This window comes from Roseivirga spongicola (assembly GCF_034376045.1).
GTDB classification, from domain to species: Bacteria; Bacteroidota; Bacteroidia; order Cytophagales; family Cyclobacteriaceae; genus Roseivirga; species Roseivirga spongicola.
In genome coordinates this window covers 2,829,992-2,851,762 of the sequence record NZ_CP139724.1, presented here as the reverse complement: position 1 = coordinate 2,851,762, position 21,771 = coordinate 2,829,992, and the positions used below count along the sequence as shown (strand labels likewise).

The 21,771-nt window shown below is 40.5% G+C and carries 25 protein-coding genes; 15 read left to right on the top strand and 10 right to left on the bottom strand.

All coding sequences use genetic code 11. The annotated features are described in order from the left end of the window. The first annotated feature begins 1 nt into the window (after nucleotide 1). From T7867_RS12700 to T7867_RS12695, 3 genes are read left to right on the top strand one after another with little or no spacing between them, the layout of a single operon-like run. Nucleotides 2-163, top strand: coding sequence for an Arc family DNA binding domain-containing protein (locus T7867_RS12700; protein ID WP_084375733.1), 162 nt, complete (start codon nucleotides 2-4; stop codon nucleotides 161-163). After that, entirely contained in the window at nucleotides 163-375 is a 213-nt protein-coding gene (locus T7867_RS19685; RefSeq protein WP_084375734.1) for a zinc ribbon domain-containing protein, read from the top strand. The genes T7867_RS12700 and T7867_RS19685 overlap by 1 nt, the downstream gene beginning before the upstream one ends. After that, the gene (locus T7867_RS12695; RefSeq protein WP_068223912.1) at nucleotides 375-755 is read left to right on the top strand and encodes an SdpI family protein; all 381 of its coding nucleotides are present in this window, start codon (nucleotides 375-377) and stop codon (nucleotides 753-755) included. Before T7867_RS19685 ends, T7867_RS12695 begins: the two co-directional genes overlap by 1 nt. On the opposite strand, the gene T7867_RS12690 is transcribed toward T7867_RS12695, so the two are convergent. Then, nucleotides 747-2,447: an ArnT family glycosyltransferase gene (locus T7867_RS12690; RefSeq protein ID WP_068223915.1), complete on the bottom strand. Its 1,701-nt coding sequence runs from the start codon at nucleotides 2,445-2,447 to the stop codon at nucleotides 747-749. The genes T7867_RS12695 and T7867_RS12690 overlap by 9 nt on opposite strands. An 89-nt stretch (nucleotides 2,448-2,536) precedes the next feature. Here T7867_RS12690 and T7867_RS12685 point away from each other — a divergent pair, with 89 nt between their 5' ends. The 3 genes from T7867_RS12685 to T7867_RS12675 all read left to right on the top strand — a co-directional run bounded on the left by T7867_RS12685 (nucleotide 2,537) and on the right by T7867_RS12675 (nucleotide 4,251). After that, entirely contained in the window at nucleotides 2,537-2,917 is a 381-nt protein-coding gene (locus T7867_RS12685; protein ID WP_068223919.1) for a GtrA family protein, read from the top strand. A 103-nt stretch (nucleotides 2,918-3,020) separates the two neighbouring features. Next, entirely contained in the window at nucleotides 3,021-3,656 is a 636-nt protein-coding gene (locus T7867_RS12680; protein ID WP_068223923.1) for a peroxiredoxin, read from the top strand. A 235-nt stretch (nucleotides 3,657-3,891) separates the two neighbouring features. Further along, nucleotides 3,892-4,251, top strand: coding sequence for a hypothetical protein (locus T7867_RS12675; protein WP_068223925.1), 360 nt, complete (start codon nucleotides 3,892-3,894; stop codon nucleotides 4,249-4,251). Here T7867_RS12675 and T7867_RS12670 read toward each other — a convergent pair. Beyond that, on the bottom strand, nucleotides 4,244-4,948 hold the full coding sequence (locus T7867_RS12670; RefSeq protein WP_068223928.1) for a DUF4197 domain-containing protein: 705 nt from the start codon (nucleotides 4,946-4,948) through the stop codon (nucleotides 4,244-4,246). The genes T7867_RS12675 and T7867_RS12670 overlap by 8 nt on opposite strands. Nucleotides 4,949-5,318: 370 nt before the next feature. Between T7867_RS12670 and T7867_RS12665 the strand changes: the two genes are divergently transcribed. Then, nucleotides 5,319-6,002 (top strand): outer membrane beta-barrel protein, encoded by a 684-nt coding sequence (locus T7867_RS12665; RefSeq protein ID WP_068223932.1) that lies wholly within the window; start codon nucleotides 5,319-5,321, stop codon nucleotides 6,000-6,002. A 34-nt stretch (nucleotides 6,003-6,036) separates the two neighbouring features. Here T7867_RS12665 and T7867_RS12660 read toward each other — a convergent pair whose 3' ends face one another. Then, on the bottom strand, nucleotides 6,037-6,297 hold the full coding sequence (locus tag T7867_RS12660; protein WP_068223935.1) for a hypothetical protein: 261 nt from the start codon (nucleotides 6,295-6,297) through the stop codon (nucleotides 6,037-6,039). A 376-nt stretch (nucleotides 6,298-6,673) separates the two neighbouring features. Between T7867_RS12660 and T7867_RS12655 the strand changes: the two genes are divergently transcribed. The 5 genes from T7867_RS12655 (at nucleotide 6,674) to T7867_RS12635 (ending at nucleotide 11,926) form a co-directional block, all read left to right on the top strand. Then, nucleotides 6,674-9,589 (top strand): leucine--tRNA ligase, encoded by a 2,916-nt coding sequence (locus tag T7867_RS12655; RefSeq protein WP_322299386.1) that lies wholly within the window; start codon nucleotides 6,674-6,676, stop codon nucleotides 9,587-9,589. 215 nt (nucleotides 9,590-9,804) lie between these two features. Beyond that, entirely contained in the window at nucleotides 9,805-10,326 is a 522-nt protein-coding gene (locus T7867_RS12650; protein WP_322299385.1) for an NUDIX hydrolase, read from the top strand. Between the two features lie 98 nt (nucleotides 10,327-10,424). Next, the gene (locus T7867_RS12645; protein ID WP_322299384.1) at nucleotides 10,425-10,853 is read left to right on the top strand and encodes a MarR family winged helix-turn-helix transcriptional regulator; all 429 of its coding nucleotides are present in this window, start codon (nucleotides 10,425-10,427) and stop codon (nucleotides 10,851-10,853) included. A gap of 2 nt (nucleotides 10,854-10,855) precedes the next feature. Next, nucleotides 10,856-11,278, top strand: a complete 423-nt coding sequence (locus T7867_RS12640; protein WP_322299383.1) for an organic hydroperoxide resistance protein — start codon at nucleotides 10,856-10,858, stop codon at nucleotides 11,276-11,278. A gap of 12 nt (nucleotides 11,279-11,290) precedes the next feature. Beyond that, nucleotides 11,291-11,926, top strand: coding sequence for a nitroreductase family protein (locus T7867_RS12635; RefSeq protein WP_322299382.1), 636 nt, complete (start codon nucleotides 11,291-11,293; stop codon nucleotides 11,924-11,926). Nucleotides 11,927-12,050: 124 nt separating this feature from the next. Here T7867_RS12635 and T7867_RS12630 read toward each other — a convergent pair whose 3' ends face one another. The 4 genes from T7867_RS12630 to T7867_RS12615 all read right to left on the bottom strand — a co-directional run bounded on the left by T7867_RS12630 (nucleotide 12,051) and on the right by T7867_RS12615 (nucleotide 15,076). Beyond that, a complete protein-coding gene (locus tag T7867_RS12630; protein WP_322299381.1) occupies nucleotides 12,051-12,851 on the bottom strand; it encodes a haloacid dehalogenase type II in 801 nt (266 codons plus the stop codon). 50 nt (nucleotides 12,852-12,901) lie between these two features. Then, on the bottom strand, nucleotides 12,902-13,468 hold the full coding sequence (locus T7867_RS12625) for a carboxymuconolactone decarboxylase family protein (protein WP_322299380.1): 567 nt from the start codon (nucleotides 13,466-13,468) through the stop codon (nucleotides 12,902-12,904). A 57-nt stretch (nucleotides 13,469-13,525) separates the two neighbouring features. Further along, entirely contained in the window at nucleotides 13,526-14,089 is a 564-nt protein-coding gene (locus T7867_RS12620) for a TetR/AcrR family transcriptional regulator (RefSeq protein WP_322299379.1), read from the bottom strand. Nucleotides 14,090-14,161: 72 nt separating this feature from the next. Further along, nucleotides 14,162-15,076 carry a glutaminase gene (locus T7867_RS12615; protein WP_322299378.1) on the bottom strand — a complete coding sequence of 305 codons (915 nt, stop codon included), beginning with the start codon at nucleotides 15,074-15,076 and terminating at the stop codon, nucleotides 14,162-14,164. 175 nt (nucleotides 15,077-15,251) lie between these two features. Between T7867_RS12615 and T7867_RS12610 the strand changes: the two genes are divergently transcribed. After that, nucleotides 15,252-15,875 (top strand): YdeI/OmpD-associated family protein, encoded by a 624-nt coding sequence (locus T7867_RS12610; protein ID WP_322299377.1) that lies wholly within the window; start codon nucleotides 15,252-15,254, stop codon nucleotides 15,873-15,875. Between the two features lie 111 nt (nucleotides 15,876-15,986). Here T7867_RS12610 and miaE read toward each other — a convergent pair whose 3' ends face one another. Continuing rightward, complete coding sequence (miaE, locus tag T7867_RS12605; RefSeq protein WP_273514108.1) at nucleotides 15,987-16,592, bottom strand: tRNA-(ms[2]io[6]A)-hydroxylase; 606 nt, start codon at nucleotides 16,590-16,592, stop codon at nucleotides 15,987-15,989. Between the two features lie 126 nt (nucleotides 16,593-16,718). Here miaE and T7867_RS12600 point away from each other — a divergent pair, with 126 nt between their 5' ends. After that, nucleotides 16,719-17,624, top strand: a complete 906-nt coding sequence (locus tag T7867_RS12600; RefSeq protein ID WP_273514111.1) for a DUF3078 domain-containing protein — start codon at nucleotides 16,719-16,721, stop codon at nucleotides 17,622-17,624. Here the strand turns inward: T7867_RS12600 and T7867_RS12595 are convergent. Continuing rightward, the gene (locus tag T7867_RS12595; protein WP_322299376.1) at nucleotides 17,621-19,528 is read right to left on the bottom strand and encodes a putative porin; all 1,908 of its coding nucleotides are present in this window, start codon (nucleotides 19,526-19,528) and stop codon (nucleotides 17,621-17,623) included. The two genes, T7867_RS12600 and T7867_RS12595, sit on opposite strands and share 4 nt — an antisense overlap. A gap of 53 nt (nucleotides 19,529-19,581) precedes the next feature. Then, complete coding sequence (gene lpxK / locus T7867_RS12590; protein WP_322299375.1) at nucleotides 19,582-20,619, bottom strand: tetraacyldisaccharide 4'-kinase; 1,038 nt, start codon at nucleotides 20,617-20,619, stop codon at nucleotides 19,582-19,584. Between the two features lie 47 nt (nucleotides 20,620-20,666). Between lpxK and T7867_RS12585 the strand changes: the two genes are divergently transcribed. Next, nucleotides 20,667-21,764, top strand: a complete 1,098-nt coding sequence (locus T7867_RS12585; RefSeq protein ID WP_322299374.1) for a Nif3-like dinuclear metal center hexameric protein — start codon at nucleotides 20,667-20,669, stop codon at nucleotides 21,762-21,764. Nucleotides 21,765-21,771 lie beyond the last annotated feature (7 nt).

The window sequence follows — 21,771 nt, the reverse complement described above, 5'->3', positions numbered from 1 at the left end:
TATGCCAAAAAAGAAGCCTTTTGTATTGAGGTTAGATCCTGAAGTTCTTGCGGCTGTCGAAAAATGGGCAGCCGATGAGTTTCGTAGTACCAATGGCCAAATGGAATGGATTGTAAATAAAGCGCTTAAAGAAGCCAATAGACTCCCCAAAAAGAAAGATTAATGGAACACAGAAACTGGAAATGCCCAAAGTGTGAAAACCGAAGTTTTGAAACCGATTCAATTGCTACTACGGGCAGTGGCCTTAGTAAATTCTTCGACCTCCAAAACCGAAAATTTGCCACAATTAGCTGCACTCGATGCGGATACACAGAGATGTACAAAATGGGCAGATCTGGTACAATTTCGAATATTCTTGATTTTATTAGTACCTAATGGAAAAGTCAGAGTTTATTTTGGTTCACATGATTATGGCCTCATCGACCATACTTCCAGCCTTTTTAATGCACTTTATAGATATTGACGAACCCAACAAACTGGTGGGCTACAGAACGAAATGGTCTATGAAAAGCGAAGAAACCTGGAAGTTTGCCCAAAAATACAGCTCCAAACTCATGTGGTGGGCAGCAGCCATTAGTATAACCGTTCAGGTTTTCTCAGTATTCATTTTTGAGAGAGAAACCAGCATTATTGTAGCAGTAGCGGTTTTCACAGTTGCCATGATGGCTGCCATTGTAATAACCGAAAGGCAATTAAGGCTTAGGTTTAACAAAGATGGCACGCCAAAAAGCACTGAACACGAAGACCTAATCTAGCTCAAGCTCATATTTCTTAGAGTTAATTGGCGGCTCTATTCCTTCTACCTGAATGGAAAAACGAAGGTGATACACGCCCTCCTCTTCCAGCTGAGGCTGGTTGATAGATACTTCCAACTCTAACTCCTCTTCAGAGGCCATCCTTTGGTTTAGCACCTTAAGTTGCTGCAAACCAACTGGCCTCAACCCTTTAAGAAAATGTGCATTGAGCACAACCTTTCTATCACCTAGAGACGCAAAGTCTACAGTTCTATCGTACTTATTGGTGAGTTTCAACTTTAATGTGGCCGAACCTGCTTCCAACAACTCTACTCGTTCTTCATCAACAACTTCTACCTGCACCTTTCTAAAGCTTCTGAAATCTTCAATAACCCTGTAGTGGATGCCCTTGCCAATGCTGGTCTCAAAGTCTGCATAGCGAGTGGTATCTCTTTTCCGGTTGATTTGGAACACTCTTTTCCCTTGTAAATTTTCTTCCAAATCCATCAGGTCATGCTGCGTTTCTCTATAGTCGAAAGTATTGTAGCAGTGTACAATATCGCCTGTGAGCCAAGCGTATCTAGAGGCTCTTTCATAATGATTGTTGAACATAATTGGCAAGCCTCCACTCAGTTCTTGAACCTCATCGGCCCATGAGTCCCAACCATGGAGCACATCCCAGCCTTCAGTCCACTTTTCTGGCAGAAAATCATGAGCTAAATACACTCTGGCTGGAATAATCAGAATTACTGAAATGATCATCAACTTCTTGGTAATTCTCCTCCACTTCTGATGCTCAGCAATATATTCATGCCCCAAAATGAGCAAAGGTACGAGCATTATGCTCGTCCAATGTTTATGAAATTCAACTTTAAAGGTTGAAATAAGAAAGAATACAAACACCCCAACCAGACAAAACCTCAAAGCTCTTCTGAAGTCTGAAGTGTGCTTGTTAAGAATTGAACCTCCAATGAGCATAACACCAACTAATGGCCCAAAAACTATAGGCTGAATGCCGATATAGTAGGCTATAGTTTCCCAGCTAAAGCCCATATCTATTCTGTTATAGAGATGGAATTTTATGGTCGCAAACTCATTCTGATATTGCCAGATGGTGTGCGGTATCATCAAAACGGTGGTAAATAAAACCACTAGCCAGAAAGACTTCTTCAGGAACATTTTAGGGTTCGAAGCAACCGTGAAAATGACCATCAAAAAGCCGTGGTGCTTACTCAACATTATTCCTGCAATAGAAATAGCCAAAAAGAATATCGTTTTAAGATTATCGTCATTCAAATACTTCTTGTAGAAGTAAAAGAACATGGCTACAAATAATAAAAGCGGAACATCTGTTTTCACATGATAAGCCCCTACGTGAATCATTATAGAAGCAATGGCTAGCCAGATAAACAGGTTGTCATCCTTTTTTAGCAGAGTTTTGCGCACCACAATGAGCGTTAGAATATTGCCAACTAACATCCCCAACCTCAGGCCAAAAGGGTTGCTGAACATCCAGTAAAAAGGAGCTGTAAAGAATCCTACCATTGGAGGGTGGTCTAGATAACCCCAAGCAGGATACTGAGAAAAAAGCCAATAATATGCCTCTTCACCATTTACCTCAATTAGGGCATTGAAAACGCCACAGAAGACAAACCAAAGTAGAAGAAACAGTGGAAACGGATTCTTCTTGTAGTTGAAATATTCTTTGATCATCGAAGAAATTTAAGATGGCAAAACTAAGGTTTTTTAAGAACATCAAATCTTCTGCATATTTGTAGCTGTGCTAATTCACTTTTATCTAAATGACTGAAGTCTTTTTCAAGTTTATCCGATTCTGTGTTGTAGGCTTCTCGGGTCTTTTAATAGACTATTCCCTTACCTACGTGGGCAAGGAGAAAATGAAAATGAATAAATATGTGGCCAACGGAATTGGCTTTCTATGTGCAGCAACTACTAACTTCTTACTGAACCAGTATTGGACTTTTGAAGACAAAAATCCCGATGACTTCATTCAGTTTTCCCAATACCTTTCTATTGCCTTAATAGGTCTAGGCATTAACACCTTGGTTATTTACCTTTTAGTGAATAAGAAAGACATGAATTTCTATCTCGCTAAACTCATTGCCATTGGTGTAGCTATAATCTGGAATTTCACGGCCAACTATAACTTCACTTTCGCCTAGATTTTAGGCTGAAATTAACATCCTATAATTTCTATAGAGTTTTTGAACTTTGTGTCTCTGCTTACGTTTGAGCTAGCAGTTATTCAATCTAAAAAACACAATTATGGCAATCAGATTAGGAGACATAGCTCCAGATTTTACAGCAGAGACAACAGAAGGAACCATCAACTTTCACGAGTGGCTGGGCGATGGCTGGGGACTTTTATTTTCTCATCCGGCAGACTACACACCCGTATGTACTACCGAGCTGGGCAGAACTGCGCAACTAAAAAGTGAATTCGAGAAGCGAGGTGTAAAAGCCATTGCTGTTTCAGTAGATGGTCTAGAATCTCATAAAGGGTGGATCAACGACATCAACGAAACCCAGAACACTTCGGTAAACTTTCCAATTATTGCCGATGAAGATAGAAATGTGGCAACACTTTACGACATGATTCACCCCAATGCGAATGATACGCTTACGGTGCGTTCGGTATTTGTAATTGGGCCAGACAAGAAAGTGAAGTTAACGCTTACCTACCCTGCATCAACAGGAAGAAACTTCTTGGAGATTCTAAGAGTAATAGACTCCCTTCAGCTTACGGCTAATCATAGCGTAGCCACACCGGCAGATTGGAAAAATGGTGAAGATGTAGTGGTTTCTCCGGCCATTAAAACAGAAGACATCCCAGCCAAATTCCCTAAAGGGCATAAGGTCATCAAACCTTATTTGAGAACTACACCTCAGCCGAATAAATAGTTAGGAAATAATATTGCAGATTTAAAGGAGGCTGTCTCAAAAGCTAATTGTCATTCCCGACTTCGTCCTGACATATCGGGAGGGAATCTCCCTAGACTGGCTTTACAGGCCGAAAGAGGTTCTCAGTCAAACTAAGAATGACGAAAATAGTAGCTTTTGAGACAGCCTTCTTATTCCTAGCTTTTTCTTACCTAGATCTTTTGTATATATTTAGCCAAGACAATAAACACAAAACATGGATCCTTTCAGTCAAATCTTCCCTAACCCAACAAATAATTACCCTAACCTATTTATTCAATTAGTCATCTCCCTTTTAATACTTTACCTGGGTATTTCTGTTGTTAACTATTTGACAAAAAAGAGAACTGATGAATCAGTATCTTTTGGATTAGACATGAAGAATTTACTTGGCCTATTCTTTAAAATCTTTATTTGGAGCGGCTTTGGTTTCGTCTTATCGAACATCATCTATCTTGCTCTTCTAGGTTCAATGCAACAAAAACAAAGCGACCCAGACTGGACAAACCTAAGCTTTGGTATCATCCTAATATTCATCGGTCTAGGAATGAAATCAGCAAAAAAGAGACTTATTTAAACACCTTCTTCAACAACTCAGTGGTTCTTGCTGCTGGGTTTTGACGTATGTTTAACTCCTCGTTGGCAATCATTACAAATAATCCATCAATGGCCTTTTGGGTAACATAAGCCGTTAAATCAGTTTCAACTTTCTTTACAAAAGGGATTTTGTTGTAAGTACCCATTACATCTCCCCAATATTTAGTGGCATTTACTTTTTGCAAACTACTATTGATTATTGGACTAAACTTAGCTGTCAACTCAGCCGTGGTGGTCCTTTCCAAAAACCTAGTGGCTGCATCTTGTTCTCCCTTCACTATGTTAATGGCATCCTGAATAGTCAAAGCTTTAATAGCGGTAATGAAAATATCCTTGGCTTCTGAGGCCGCATCTTCTGCAGCTCTGTTCAAGGACTCCACCGCTTCATCTACCTGATTACCCAGCCCAATGGCTCTCAGTTTTTGCTCCACATTTTCAGCTTCTGGTGGAAAAGGGATTTTTATTTCTGGATTCTTCAGATAACCATCTACCTGCGAAACAACACTCACTCCCTTTACCGTTCCCTGTTCTAGGGCCTGTTTCAAAGCATTGGCAGCTTCCTCTTTAGTAAATGCGGCATCTCCTCCCAACAGTCCTTTAGCTTTTTGAAGAATCTGCGCCTGCGAAGAACAACTCATTACCAACAGACTCATTAGAACAAAGTATAAATTTCTCATAGATATGCAGTTTTATGTATAGGTAACGAATAGGAAGTGAAAAGTTGGAAGTGAAAAATGAAATTTATGTTAAACAGTTTTCTACTCGTTCTGCAAACCAAGTAATTCTACGCTTACCCATCAGACCAAACTGCCTTAAAATTGTATACTAATTCAACACACACCATACCGTTACCCAGAGGTAGACTACTACCTGAAAAGCGACTCCTAACTGGAGTCGCTTTTGAATTTCTCACACCTCGTTTCTTACAAGAATGCTGCTCTTGCTCCTTCTTTGCGCCCATCCTAGCTTTTCGAATCAATTGATCTATGGTTAGTTACAACCAAATTAAAAGCTTTAGTGTCAAAACAGTAAAGACAGACATTAAGCATGAGATACGTTATTTTTACCCTCCTTCTACTAGCTTCTCTTGAAGCTTTCTCTCAAGACAAGAATATTCGATTAGGTTTTCAGTTTTCTGGTGAAAATATATCTGGAGATGGTTTTCTGGCCACAAGAGAAAGCGCCTTGAACACCAATATTGCAAGAGATGAATTTAACTTCTCTACCGGCCTAACGGCCAATTTTCTTACCAACTCTAGCTTCAGTTTTCAAACTGGGCTGCTCTATTCAAAAAAGGATATTACAACCTATGAGTACTGTGTATCGTGTTTTGCTTACTACGGACAGGTAAATCAGAGGGCACTATTTCTATCTTATGTACCTATTCCTAAAGAAATAAACCAACGATTTCTATCCATTCCATTCTTAGTTCGTTTTGAAGACAGAGGAGCTAAACTTGCTCCCATTTTTGAAGCAGGCATCTACAATAACTTTCTCCTATCTGACAATGACTTTGAGGAAACAAAAAGTGCCTTTATGGAAGCTGCTGCAGGACTAGGATTAAGCTATAGGCTGAACAAGCAAATGAGAGTAGAATTTAAATACAGTTACAGACAGTCCATTACAAGTATATTTGAAAGCCCCGTACAGTCTTGGAGTAACGATGACTCTGACCCTAATAAGCTAAAAACTCAAAGCTTTCAACTTGGATTAAACTACCTATTGAAATAAGGTAAATTCGTTTAGCCGAGAGATGACAACCTCCTTACTCAGCTCCATCGCTAGAACCCAATAAGAGCACCTTCTGATTTTCTGTAATGGCATCAACCATTTTGGTGTAACTGATGCGCTGTCCTGAACTCTTAGAAACATAGAAGTACTCCAAACCTTCTAATTCCACCACGCATTCGCCCAATTCATAGCGAAGCGATTTCACCACAGACCCTTCTACAATAGGGTTATTGTTGAGGTCTAAAAGTTTGGGAGGAGTTGGCTCCTTGGGTTTCTTTTTGAACAGTCCGAACATAGCTTGTATTTAAACTCTAAATATAGAAGGTGTTTTGGAATTCTACCACGTCATTCTGCAGTTGAAAGCCATCAAAAAGGCCTCACCCCAACCCCTCTCCTTGGAGAGGGGCTTTAGCCACTGCTAGTTCAAACTAAACAGTCCAAACTAGCAGGCTGCTAAGCCTTCCCCCTTGGGGGAAGGTTTGGATGGGGGCTCTTTCCCATCATCCCCACGAAAGCGAAGTTCTGCATTGGTTGACATTTTTTTCTGAGAGCTTCCTGCCTTCGCAGGAATGACAGCCTTATTAGTTGACTAATATTCCCAAAAACCATTTTCTAAGCATTGAAAAACACTAATTTTGCAGGCTTTACTAAGAACAATCGGTTAAACGGCAATGGCTGACTATAATCATAAACAAATTGAGCCTAAATGGCAGCAGTACTGGAAGTCAAACGAAACTTTCAAAGCAACGGTAGACAAGAGTAAACCTAAGTTTTACTCACTCGACATGTTCCCTTACCCATCTGGTGCGGGGCTTCACGTGGGGCACCCATTGGGCTACATTGCTTCGGATATTGTTTCGCGACACAAGCGCAACAAAGGCTTTAATGTCTTACACCCAATGGGCTTCGATGCATTTGGTTTGCCAGCAGAACAGTACGCTATTCAGACAGGTCAGCACCCTGCCATAACTACCAAAGAAAATATTGAGCGCTACAAAGAGCAGCTTGAAAACATCGGCTTCGCTTTCGATTGGGACAAAGAAGTACAAACCTGCGATCCTAAATACTACAAGTGGACGCAGTGGATCTTCATGCAAATCTTTAATAGCTGGTACGATTACGATGCTGCCAAAGCCAGAAAAATCGATGAGCTAACTGCTATCTTCAGCGAGTCGGGTAATGCTAGCGTAAACGCTGCTTGCGATGAAGACGTGCCGAGCTTTTCTGCAGAGGAGTGGAACGCCATGAGCGAAGAAGATCAGCAAAGCATGTTGCTGAAATATCGCTTAACCTACCTTTCTGAAACCGCTGTAAACTGGTGTCCTGAATTAGGAACAGTACTTTCTAACGATGAAGTAAAAGACGGTTTCTCTGAAAGAGGTGGCTTCCCTGTAATTCGTAAAAACATGAAGCAGTGGAGCATGCGAATCACCGCTTATGCCGAGCGTTTGTTGGAAGGCTTAGATACCATAGATTGGCCAGAACCGCTGAAGGAAATGCAGCGCAATTGGATTGGAAAATCTAAAGGTGCCGAAGTACGTTTTCAGGTAGAAAACTCTGATCTGGAGATTGAAGTATTCACCACTAGAATTGATACCATCTTTGGCGTGACATTCTTGTCATTGGCTCCTGAAAGTGATTTGACCGCCCTGTTGACAACACCAGAGCAGAAAGAAGCGGTTGAAGCCTATGTGGCGCAAGCTGCTACGCGTTCAGAGCGCGATAGAATGGCCGATGTAAAAACCATATCTGGTGTATTTACTGGAAGCTATGCTATCAATCCGTACAATGGTGAGAAAGTACCAGTTTGGGTGGCCGATTACGTATTGGCAGGTTACGGTACAGGTGCAGTAATGGCTGTACCTTGTGGCGACCAAAGAGATTACGACTTCGCGAAGCATTTCGATTTACCGATTGTTCCGGTAATCAAAGATGCTGACATCAGTGAGCAAGCCGACCCAACCAAGGAAGGCACAATGATCAATTCTGGTTTCTTAGACGGCTTGACTTGCTTAGAAGCCATTGACAAGGCCATTGCTTTTGCCGAAGAAAAAGGCGTAGGAAAAGGTAAGATCAACTATCGAATTCGTGATGCCATTTTCGCTCGACAGCGTTATTGGGGTGAGCCAGTGCCAGTGTACTTCAAAAACGACACGCCTTACTTGGTAGCTGAGAAGGATTTACCAATCATTCTACCAGAAGTAGACAAATACTTGCCTACGGAAGATGGCGATCCGCCATTGGGTAGAGCCGAAAACTTTACCTACACCCCTGAAGGTGAAAACGAAGCTTATCCGCTTGAAATGAGTACTATGCCGGGTTGGGCAGGATCTAGCTGGTATTGGTATCGCTATATGGATGCGCACAACGAAAACGCATTTATCGATAAAGATGTGCAAGAATACTGGGAGAATGTAGACTTGTATATTGGTGGTTCTGAGCATGCTACAGGTCACCTGCTCTACTCTCGTTTTTGGAATAAGATTTTATTCGACCTCGGCCATGTAAACCAAGAAGAGCCTTTCAAAAAACTGATCAACCAAGGAATGATTCAGGGTAGGTCGAACTTTGTTTATCGTCTAAACATTCAAAGTAATACGATATTTGCTGAGGCTGAATTACCACCCATTTTTGTATCCAAACATTACTTTGAACAAAGAAAGTCTCCTGAAATTCAAAATGAAATAATTCAAAGGCTCTCTAAGTTATTCTTAGACAAACATGGTTATACTGTTCACTTCAATAATATAGAATGGGAAAAGACTTCAGTCATCCATGTGGATGTCAACATCGTTCACAATGACGAGCTAAGTCTCGAAGCATTCAAAAACTGGCGACCAGATTTAGCTGATGCTGAATTCATCCTAGAAGATGGTAAATACATCTGTGGCTGGGAGGTTGAGAAAATGTCCAAGTCGAAGTACAATGTGGTAAACCCGGATGATATCATTGAAAGATACGGTGCGGACACGCTTCGTTTGTACGAGATGTTCCTTGGGCCTTTGGAACAATTCAAGCCATGGAATACCAATGGTATTGATGGTGTGCGCAAGTTCTTAGGCAAGCTTTGGAGATTGTTCCACAACGGCCAAGGCGAGTTTGAAGTATCAGATGCTGCACCAAGCAAAGACGAGCTAAAGTCGCTACACAAAACCATTAAGAAGGCAGAAGAAGATATTGAGCGTTACTCGTTCAATACATCGGTTTCTACTTTTATGATCTGTGTAAATGAGCTTTCAGCATTGAAGTGTAACAACCGAGCAGTTTTGGAAGACCTATTGGTAGTCATTTCTCCTTATGCACCTCATATCACGGAAGAGCTATGGTCGCTACTCGGTCACGAAACCAGTATTGTAGATGCGCCTTATCCTCAATTCAATGAAGAGTATCTGAAAGAAAGCGACATCGAATACCCAGTAATGATCAATGGTAAAATGCGAACTAAGCTTCAGCTCTCTGCAGATATGAGCAAAGCCGAAATTGAAGCCACAGCATTAGCCGATGAAACCGTTCAAAAATGGTTGGAAGGCAAGCCACCTAAAAAGGTGATTGTGGTACCGAAGAAGATTGTGAATCTTGTTGTTTAATGGTTCAAGGTTTAAAGTTCAAAGTCTAGGAACTGCAGATGCCTGTTTTATGGTGTCATTCAGAGGAAGAACATTTCCATGATAATGAGAAATGTGCGACTGAAGAATCTCCCAGACCCTTGAACTGAATCAGTTAATAGGAAAGACGAGAACCCCAAGTTGAAGTACAGCTTGGGGTTTTCTTTTTATTATTGCCACAGAAAAACGATAATCAAATGAAATACACACTCACATTACTCTCCTTGTTGATCGGCACATGGGCGATGGCTCAATCGGGCAATCCAACTTTTCACAAACTGATAATGCTAAATGAAAAAGGTGAGGTACTACTAGTTGAATTCGATGGTGAATGGGAAATACCTGGTGGCCGATACAAAGCAGATAAAACCCAAAAATCCTTTCTCAATGGCCTAGCCGAGCTACATGGGCAAAAGCCAACTCAACTCAAACTGAATGGAGTAATCACCTTTCACCACGATAACAGGGAGCGACCAACCACTATGATGTACTATTCTGCAGTAGTCAAAGCAGATGGTAAGTCTCAGCGAAACATTAGGTGGATGCCTATTAATGAAGCCCTCGTAATCATTCCTTATCAAGAAATGGTGGAAATAGTAAAACATGTTTCAGACCATCCGAATGAGACGTTCGGAGGTGCCATGAGAATAATCTATAATCAGAACCAAAGGACAGGTGAATTCAAGTGGATTGAACCGTTCTACTCTTTAAATAAATAAAACCTTCTAGAAACTTTTTCACCAGAGCAGTGAACTATTTCTAATTAAGTTGTGTACAATATAATAGTACACAATAAACAAACTAGAGTATTAGGACTATGTCAGAAAATCTAAAACTATCGAACCAAGTTTGCTTCCCAATCTACTCATTGGCTAAGGAGGTTGTAGGACTTTACAGGCCTATTCTTCAGCAGTTAGATTTGACATACCCTCAGTATTTAGTCATGCTGATACTCTGGGAAGAAGGCACACAAAATGTTTCTGAGATAGGAACTAAACTCCACTTAGATAGTGGCACACTTACACCATTACTAAAGCGATTGGAGCAGAAGAAATTGATTGAGCGAAATAGAAGTGCTCAAGATGAACGCATTGTTCAGATTGAACTTACAGCTGACGGGCAAAAGATGAAAACAGCCGCCACGAAAGTTCCTGAGCAGATTTTAAACTCGTTGAATGTTTCTGTAGAACAGCTAGAAGCACTTAAGACGGGTATTGACAACATATTAAAAGAAATCAGAAAATAGATATGAAAACAATGTATACCATTGGCGCAACAGCCACAGGAGGAAGAAACGGTCATGTTAAAAGTGAAAACGGCATTCTAGACCTAGAAGTAAGGCACCCAAAAGCCCTAGGTGGAGCAAATGACGACTATGCTAACCCAGAAATGCTCTTTGCAGCAGGTTATTCAGCTTGTTTTGACAGCGCTTTGAACTTGGTCATCCAGAAGTCTAATGCAAAAACTGGAACTACCTCTGTTAAGGCAAATGTGAGCATCGGCCAGACTGACAATGGAGGTTTTGGTTTAGCAGTAACACTAGACATCAACATTCCTGAGGTAGACATGGAGGAGGCAAAATCATTAGCAGAAAAGGCACATCAAGTATGCCCTTATTCTAATGCTACAAGAGGAAATATTGAAGTAGAATTGAACGTAACTAACGATTAAATACATAGTATTTTGGCACTAATTGAAGATTTAAACTGGAGATACGCTGTCAAAGCGTTCAACCCAGAAAAGAAAGTAAGCGAGGAAAATGTGGAGAAGATTATCGAGGCGGCAAGGCTTGCTCCAACTTCTTCTGGACTACAGCAATTCAGAGTTTTAAAGGTTTCTAACCAAGAAATTAAGGAAAAGCTAGTACAAGGCGCACTAAACCCGGAAAGCATGAAAGATTGTTCTCACGTTCTAGTTTTTGCAGCCTGGGACAGATACACTGCTGAGGGCATAGATAAAGTATTTGACTATACCACCGAAGAAAGAGGCTTGCCTAAAGGTAGATTCAGCAGCTATACAGATCAGTTGAAGGCTATTTACCTAAAACAACCTGCTGAAGAAAACTTCGCTCATACTTCTCGTCAAAGCTATATCGCTTTAGGCTTGGCTATGGCGCAGGCTGCAGAGCTTAAGGTAGACACCTGCCCTGCCGAAGGATTTAGCACCAAAGTGGTTGATGAAGTACTCGAGTTAGAAAAACACGGGCTCAAGAGCGTATCATTGCTTTACATTGGCTATTCAGATGAAGAAAGAGACTGGATGAAACCAATAAAGAAGGTGAGAATACCTCGCGATGAATTTGTTATCGATGTAGTATAATCATTATATCTACTGAAGTCTTTGACTTCAATAAATAAGGCTGTTTCGGAAGTACCGTCAATGCATTTTGCTTGCATCAGTAACTTCTGAAACAGCCTCTTTTTTTCTTTTTTATGAGGGTCTTCTACCTCTTTAATGCTACCAATCGGTTGGCTATTTTCAGTAAATCTGGCTCATTTATCTCTGGTAAGGGAGCTAATGGATACAACTGTTGACCTGGTCTTGCAATAAAAGCACCTCTCCAATTGGCCCAAAGTGCACCGGCAATATCCCAACCATGGGCAGCTATCATCATACATTCCTCTGGCTTCACTCCTACTTTTCTGGCTGCCCAGTCATACACATCGGTATGTGGTTTAAACTTGCCAATGTCTTCTACGCTTAATCGTTCGTCAAAAAATTCGGTTAACCCAGCATTTTCAAACTGAGCTGCAACTCCAGCATTTGAGGAATTAGTCAGAGAGATCATTCTATAACCTGCCTTTTTGATAAGAGCAAGAGCTTCTTTGACTTCACTGTGAGCAGGCAAAGACTTAATTGGGCTAACTGCAGCTTTGGCATCATCGTCAGATAATTCAATACCGTTATTTGCAGCTACCATTTTCAAAGTAGCCATGCCTATAGCACCAAAGTCGGCATACTGCCTTGCTGTGGTAGAGACTAGTGAATACTGCAGCATGGTGGTGAACCAAAGAGGTACCAAATCTTCTCTGCCATTCAAAGACTTGCCAATGCTACTTTTTATAGCTGCCAAGTCTAAAAGCGACTCGTTCACATCGAAAAACAGGACTTTAGGTGCTTTTTCATTTCTCATAATACTAGTTGGTTGAGTTGAATCTTCATTGGCCGATAGCACACCAGGAACCAGCGCTCCTGCACTTCCTGCCAGACTCATGCGTTTAATAAAAGTTCTTCTAGACTTCATACATTAAAAAAACAAAGTCCCGTCTGAGTCATCAAACGGGACAATTTCACTTATGCTTCAACTGATTCTTTCTTTTCCCAAGCAAACTTTTGAAATGGTTTGTCAATAGGCGTTTCAACCAAATGATTCGTGTAATTACTAATCACCTTCTGTGAAAGCCCCAGAATAATTTCTAGTACGTGTCGCTGACTGTAACCAGCATCGAAAAATTCCTGTAGTTGGTCTTGAGAAACATTCCCTCTATTCTCGGTAATTGCCAAAGTCATTTTGTGTAGTGCTTGAAGTTTGGCTGTTGGCATTTCTGTACCATTTCGCAACGCCTCTGTAATGGCCGAATCTACGTTCATGCTGTGTGCAATAGCGGTATGGGCTGGCACGCAATAATGACATTCGTGGTAAACATTAATAGTTTGCCACACCACGGTTAGCTCGTCATTATCAAAAGACGATTCAGTGAAAAGTGCGTGAATCTTTTGATATGCATCTAATAACTGAGGCGCCTCTGCGAGTGCTCCGTGCAAGTTTGGAATGTATCCGTAAGCTTTTTGAGAGCCTTCTAAAAGTTGTTTACTCTCTTCTGGTGCGGTTTCTAAATCGTGAATTTTAAAGTTACTCATATCTATTTTTATCTAATTTAAATTTCTAAGCATTTGCTTAGTTATTGTTCAAAAAAACTAAAGGCTTGAAAAGGTCATTTCAACAAAGTTTTCGATCTCTGAATTGGCCATCACCTTAGAAGCTACCACCATACCTTGAATAGCCACCAACAAAAAGCTAGCTTGTTTGGCTAAATAACCATCGGAAGAGGTGGCATCATCATCGCGCAATTTCTTTTGGAAAACCGCCTTGAGCTCGTTTACGAAAGCCATCATTTCAGTCATTACCTCCTCAGGTGCATTAGTACCCAATTCACTGAAAGTATTGTTGATCAGGCAGCCCCCTTGGCCGATGTTCTTTTTTGCGAAATTGTTGAAGGCATAGAAATAAGCCTTAATGGCTGCCTTTCCATGGCTGGCCTCCATATCATTAACCAACTCTTTCAGCTTACCTTTGTAGCATTTAATGCTCTCTTTAAAAACACCCTGTTTGCTACCAAAACTGGCATAAATAGAAAACTGGTTAATACCCATTTCATTTTCCAGCATACGAACAGAAGTAGACTCATAGCCATTTCTCCAAAAAAGGTTCATTGCCTTTTCTATCACCTGCTCCTCTATATATGCTTTCTTTCTCGCCATTTTAACTAAGCGTCTGCTTTGAAATGAATTTAACCCTTAGATAGTTCCGAAGTACTGAGAATATTTAGATAATTAAAAAATTGAGTATTCAGTTTTGGTAGTGAAAAGCTCTAAAAACTCCATACCTAAATACGAGTTCCCCTTTTCATTGAGCCCTGGGCTCCAGACAGCAATAGCATAATGGTCTGGGAGTACCGCTACAATTCCGCCACCGACACCACTCTTTCCTGGTAAACCAATTTTCACGGAAAATTCACCAGCCTGATCATAGAAACCGCAGAGCTGCATTAATGCATTCAAACGCTTAGAGCGGCTCACACTAATTATCTGCCTCTTACTCTTTTTATCATAACCATCAGTTGCCAAAAATTGGAAACTATGGGCCAAATCTGCGCAAGTCATGTCTATGGAACAGGTGTAAGCGTAAAGATCTAGCACATCATCTACCTTATTCTTCAGGTTACCGAACGACTTAATCAGGTTGGCTGCAGCGGCATTTCTAAAGCTGGTGGCTTTCTCCGACTCAGCTACTGCTTGGTTATACTCGAGCGAATCATTGCCAGCTAACTCACGCACAAAATCTAAGAACTCTTCTTTAGGACTGGAACAAGTATCGAGCAGAATATCGCAGATCACCAAAGCCCCTGCATTGATCAGCGGATTTCGAGGAATACCATTCTCATGCTCTAGTAAAACCAATGAATTGAAAGGTGTTCCGGGAGGTTCAACCCCTACTCGCTTCCATAGCTTTTCTCCTTCAGATTTATATGCCAAAACCAGGGTGAGCACCTTAGAAATACTTTGAATGGAGAACTTTTCTTCCCAATCGCCATAGGCAGAATGCTCACCATTAATCATAGACATGTATACTCCAAACTTATCTTTATCTACCTTTTTAAGCTCTGGAATATAGGAGGCCACCACACCTTTGTCTTCCTTTTGGTGTATCTCTGAACAGATCTCGGCAAATATTTTATGGTAATTCATTAGGGATTTTATTCTTTAAAAACTGCTTATAGATAAGCTTTAAAAGTAGTCTTTGTTTGTAGAAAAGAAGAAAATCTACCTCAATGAATAAGTCCTTCATTAGGAAAAACATCAGTGCACGTAGGAAGAATGAATGATAAACTAATTTGCTACTTTTAAAGGAAAACCTGAAAGAATGAACCCAGCTGTAGATGAATACCTAGCCATAGGCTGTGGCAGGTGTTCGCTTGTAAACACCCCTGAATGTAAGGTGCATTTTTGGACCGAACCGTTAAAACTGCTCCGAGATATTGCGGCAAACTCTGAGTTAAAAGAAGAACGTAAATGGGGAGTACCTTGCTACACTTACAATGGGAAAAATGTATTGATTATCAGTGCGTTTAAAGAATACTGCTCCATGAGTTTCTTTAAAGGTTCTCTTTTGAAAGACACCTTCAAAATTCTAGAAAAACCTGGCCCAAACTCTCAAGCCTCTCGACTTATTAGGTTCACAGACACTCAAGGTGTCATTAAACTTGAGCAAGAAATCAAAACCTACATCAATGAAGCCATTGCTATTGAGAAGTCAGGGAAAAGTGTGGATTTCAAGGCAAAAGACGAACTAGAGTATCCTGAAGAATTGGTAGCTAAATTCACAGAACAACCTGATCTGAAAACTGCTTTTGAAAATCTCACCCTAGGCCGAAAAAGAGGTTATGTCCTACATTTCACTCAACCCAAACAATCCAAAACTAGAGTAGCCAGAATTGAGAAGCTCATTCCGAAAATTATGGAAGGCAAAGATTTCTTTGATAGATAAACTTTTACTCAGTTATTCTTCAAGAATATTAATGAAACGGGAAACCTAGACTTAAGACCAAGAAAAAGGTAAGAGTCGATCTCTACATTTATAAAGAATCCCAAAACTGGCTTAATGCATCCTATCCCCTCTTACTTCTAAGCTCTCAATGATTTTGGCTTCTTCAATAAGAAACTCCTTCCAGCGCTTAGAAACGTATTCATCTCCCATGTAAGACTTGGCAAGACTTAGAAAGTTCTTATAGTGGCTGGCTTCTGAGATCATCAGCTCATAATAGAACTTCTGCAACTCTTCATCTTCAATATTTTGATGAAGCATTTTAAAACGCTCACAACTTCTGGCCTCAATTAGAGCGTTCATTAGAAGTTTTTCAACTAACTGAGCTTCTCTTCCCCCGCCCTTTTTCAGAATACTTTGAAGCTTAATGACATACTCATCTTTTCGCTGTTTGCCCAGCTTCATTCCCCGCTTATTTAGCTGCTCTATCACACGCTCAAAATGACTCCACTCTTCTGCGACAACAGGAGTCATCATGTCTACCAAATCCTTTTTATCAGGGTACTGAACAATTAATGAAATACAAGAAGAAGCTGCTTTTTGCTCGCAATAAGCATGATCTACTAAAATATCTTCAATGTTCATTTGAGCAATATCTACCCACCTTGGGTCGGTTGGCAATTGCAGTCCCAAGACGTGATTAGTGTATTCGTCAGCCATGTGGCAAAAGTAAGGTCATCGTGTCAGATTGAAAAGTGATGCATCCAAATTGAGCCATATTTCAATTCTAACTTGGTTTCTTTCTACGATTGCAACATTTTTGCAGCTAATAAACTGATCTAAAGAATGAAAAAACTTTTACTAAGCTTATCCTTCATTTGCCTAACTGGCCTTACTGCTATGGCGCAGAGCGACTCTGTAGTAGTAAAAAAGTCGGGCTCTTGGGGAGTGAATTTTGCTAACGTAGGGCTCTCTAACTGGGCCGCAGGGGGTGAAAACTCTATTGCATTAGGAACGGTCTTCAATACAAAAATTGAAAGAATTAAAGGCGAAGATAAATGGGTAAACCAAATTGATTTTGCTCTTGGTGGCGCCAAAGTTGGCGATAAAGACTTCCGTAAAACGGATGATAATATTATTCTGCTTTCTAAATACTCTCACGCTATAGATGAAGATTGGTCTTACGCCATTTCTGGTATTTTCAGAACTCAGTTACTAGAAGGTTTGAAGTATAGCCCTAACCCAAATGTGCCTGGTGAAGAAGTTTCTGAGCGAATTTCAAACTTTATGGCTCCGGGTTACCTTACCATCAACCTTGGTATTGAGTATGATCCGAGTGAAGTCTTCACCCTATCTATGTCTCCTGCAGCTGGTAAATTTACTTTTGTACAAGACGATGTGCTTTCTGCAGCTGGTGCTTACGGAGTAGACCCTGGCAAGAAGTCTAGAGCTGAGTTTGGTAGTAACCTACTGGCTGTATTAGACCTGCCTATTATGGAGAATATTAAGTTCAAAAGTACCTTGAACTTCTTTACCGCTTATGACTCATTTGGTAATGTAGATACTAACTGGGAAACTTTGTTGGTGATGAAGGTAAACAAGTGGTTCAATGCAACCTTTGGTACCCAACTAATTTATGATGACGATATCTTAATTGATACAGGTGATGGCGGTGCTCCTAAAAGAGCAATTCAGTTTAAGCATGTATTGAATTTTGGAGTAAACTTCTCGCTATTTAGCACTGAAGATTAATCAAAAAACAGCCAGCGCACTCCTAAATCTAGGGTGCGTCTGGCTCCAGTATAATTAGGGCTTATAAAGTAGCCATTCGTACCTAGCTGATTCACGTGTCCCATCTTCGCTAGAATCATAAAATTACCCACCTTGAAGTTCACAAAGAGGTCTATCTTGGCAAAGTCGTCAGATACAAAAGAGTCTTGAAGGTAAAACTGCTGAATAATAGGATCATAAGCCAAAGGCTCATATTCCGTCTGATAGAAGACATCTATCCCTGTGTGAACAATCATTTTTCCATCGAAAATCACATTCTTAAAAGCTAGCTGACTTAAAGCCATAAATTGTGGAAGCTTATAGTTGCTAGCCGAACCACCAGAAATAGAATTGTATCTTACCGAATTACTCCATTTTAGCTTAGGGGTGATAGAGTAATCGAAGTGGAGTCCGGGAGTTAAAAGAATTATATCGCTGTTGGCCTGTTCAGCCACTCTATCCTGATTAAAAAAGATATAGTTTGAAATTCGATTGAACCTAAGAAAAGGTCTAAAGGAACCCCTACTCGAACTTATCTTTATGGTCCCTTCTAAATTATCTGAGGTTTCATTTTCAAAGCCGCTGATCCAATTCCTTCCATCTTGAAAATAAAAGTCGGCTAAGAATGATGGCTGACTCACCACTCTTGAGTACTTGGCATCGAACCAATCGCTACTAAAATCTCCTTCAATCAGGTAATTACCATCGAACATGAACTCCCCGGTAGCTTTCAAGAATACCTTAGGCGTAATTTGCTGACGGAGGGTTCCTCCAACATAGTGTTCTACCTCGTTGGCCTCCATTGCAGAACTATATGCCTCACTGCTAGAGCGAAGGCTTTCGTTCTTCAATATTCTGTTTCTGTAATAAGCAGTGTAAGAGAACTTCTTGGTTCTTCCTTTAAGACCAAACTCATTGCTGAAGTCACTAAAGAAGTTTCTATCATTGATGGTGCGAGTACTATCATCAGTATTCACTACCTCATCATAGATATACCTATCATACCCCCTCAAATCATAATCATCATTATATCTCGCAATTTGCTGAACATAATCTAGCGTGTGATATACCTGAAAGATGGAGTCTAAATCGTATTGCTGATAAAGGTGTAAACCTCCGCGCTTGTCATAACTTTCAGCCCCATCTAAGTAAACATTAGCATCTTCATAATCGAAGAAGCTGAGTGCATCACCATTTGATGGTGCTGGTTGTAAAGAGGGATCAATTATCCCACCTTGCTCCTGCACTGTATGCTTAAATTGAGTAGTATTAAACAGCAGCAAGTACTTCTTCAGTTTCTGAGGTCGATAAAACCCAAAGATATTCCAATCGTTACTTGTCACTTGCCTATCACCACGAGTAAGATAGGCCAATTGTTTTTCTGCCCTTAAAGCCTTAAAACTCCCCCCAATATTAAATTGTGTACTATCATTTAGCGTGAAGGTAATATCCGTAATAGCTCTACCTCCTCCAGCAAAATAGGCTTTTATATCGGTATACGGAGAGCGTGTATCGTAATACCGAATCTGATCTGGAGTGGTGTAAAACGGATTGTAGGCATTATAACCTGAGGTCCTGCCAATTACTTTAGGCACCTCATAGAAAAGAGACCGCTGAGCAGTTCCTATATTCCCTAAATTTTGAATTAGATAATTATTGCTCTCATAATAACTAACCCTATGCATGTTATCGGGAATAGTGTCTGGGTTTTGAAAAACAATATTGTTGTATTTAAAATTTCGCTCATAAGTAAAGCGAGTGCTCTTGGCACTATAGTTTTCCTTATTACGCAAAGCCTCAGCATCTCGGGCATTCATTCGAGCCTGCAACAGTGAATCGGCACCATTACTAAAAGAGTTGAGATCATTTTGAGCAGAAACGCTCAATCCAATACAGCAAAAACAAATAAACAGGAAGACTTTTCTAAGCACGGCCAAAATTACAAATTCAGTTCACGTTTCCTCTTTTCAACAGCTTGGATTAACAATTTTTCAAAGCCGAGTTCATTTTCAATCTCAACCTCTATTGGCTGATAGAATAGATTGAATTGCTTCATTAAAAGATGGTCTGCAAAAGGCAAAAGCCGTACCATGTCCTTTTCAGTGGTTACTAGCGACACATCTTTTCCGTTAAGCTTTCTTAATATTCTATCTAAATCTGTCTTTTTGAAATTGTAGTGATCTACGTATTCAAACTTATCTACTACGCTAAAGCGCTCTTCTAAGTATCTATAAAAAGGTTTTGGTTTCGCAATGGCGGAAATAACCACTACATCCGTTTTTATGGTTCCTTCTTTAAACGCTGGCTTAAGCTCTCCATACTTTATTGTTGAAAAGAAGACAGGAGCATGACTATTGTAGGCCGAAATCTTTTGGGTAATCTCGGCCTGTTGCGCAGCAGAAAGATCGGCAGGGCACTTAGAGACCACAATAACATCAGCTCTTTTTGCTTGGGCTCTGCTTTCTCGAAGGTTTCCCGCAGGTAATACTAGATCATTATAAAAGGGAGCAGAGTAATCGCTCAGCATAATATTTAAGTCTCTAGCTACTTTTCTATGTTGAAAAGCATCGTCTAGTAGGATTATTTCTGTCTCCGGAAAATCCATTAGCAAATGAGGGATGGCCAAAACGCGCTCTTCGCCCACCACTACTTTTACTTTTTCTCCAAATTTTCGGTAGAATTGGAATGACTCATCCCCTAGAGTTCTAGCCGTATCTTCTTCTGAAGCAATTCGTTCCCCGCGGGTTTTTCTTCCGTAACCCCTACTTACTGTGGCCACCTGGTAGTTCTGAACCAACTTTCTGATCAGAAATTCTATCATTGGCGATTTGCCTGTCCCCCCAGTAGAAAGATTCCCTACTGAAATAACCACCTTCTCAAAGGCACTAACAGGCCTGGTCCCATTATCATACTGCCTATTGCGCAGTTGCATAACTCCTGCATAAAGAACAGAAAATGGAAACAGTAAATACCTCATGAATTTCATAGCAAGCTGACTATCTTAGCCCCTAAAAGGCAGCAAATATGGCAAAAATAAAGGATATCACTGACTTACTAGAGAGCATTGCACCAAGAGCTTATCAAGAAGATTATGACAATGCTGGTCTAATTACGGGCGATGTCAATCAAGAGGTAAGTGGTATTCTGTGCGCCTTAGACTGTGTAGAGTCTATTGTGGAAGAAGCAATAGCCAAAAACTGTAACCTCATTGTAGCTCATCACCCAATTGTTTTTAGAGGAATTAAGAAGCTTAATGGCAAAAACTACGTTGAGCGAACCATTATTAAGGCGATAAAAAACGACATTGCCATTTATGCTATACACACTAACCTAGACAACGTTCAAACCGGTGTAAACAAAAAGATAGCAGATAAAATTGGCCTTAAGAACACTCAAATTCTACTGCCCAAAGCAGCTACCCTTAGTAAGCTAGAGGTGTTCATTCCTGTAGTCAATACCGACCATGTTTTGGAAGCAATGCACAAAGCGGGTGCAGGCAATATTGGCAACTATAGCAATTGTAGTTTTAGGGTGCTAGGAACCGGCACCTTTAAGCCTAACGATATGGCTAACCCAACTATTGGTTCGAGTAACCAGCAGGAGTCTGTAGAAGAAAATAAGGTAGAGGTAATATTCCCTAGCCATTTAGAGGGTAAAATAGTTTCAGCAATGAAAAATGCCCACCCTTATGAAGAGGTTGCCTTTTACTTGCAGTCATTGAAAAATACTAATCAGGAAGTAGGCTCAGGCATGATTGGAGAGCTAGAAACTGCTATGAATGAGCAAGATTTCCTTTCTCATCTCAAGCACTCTATGAATTTGAACACTATAAAGTACACTCCTGTAAATGGTAAATCGATCAAAAAAGTAGCTGTATGTGGTGGTGCTGGCAGCTTTTTACTGCCAATAGCTAAAGGTGCTGGAGCAGACGCCTTTGTTACCTCAGATTTTAAGTATCACGAATTCTTTGATGCTGAAGGAAAACTTATGATCGCAGACATAGGACACTACGAGAGTGAAGTCTATACAAAAGAGCTACTCAGTGCGTTTATCAGCGAAAAATTTGCTAATATTGCAACCTATTTGTCAGAGGTGGATACGAATCCCGTAAAATACTTCTAAAAACACG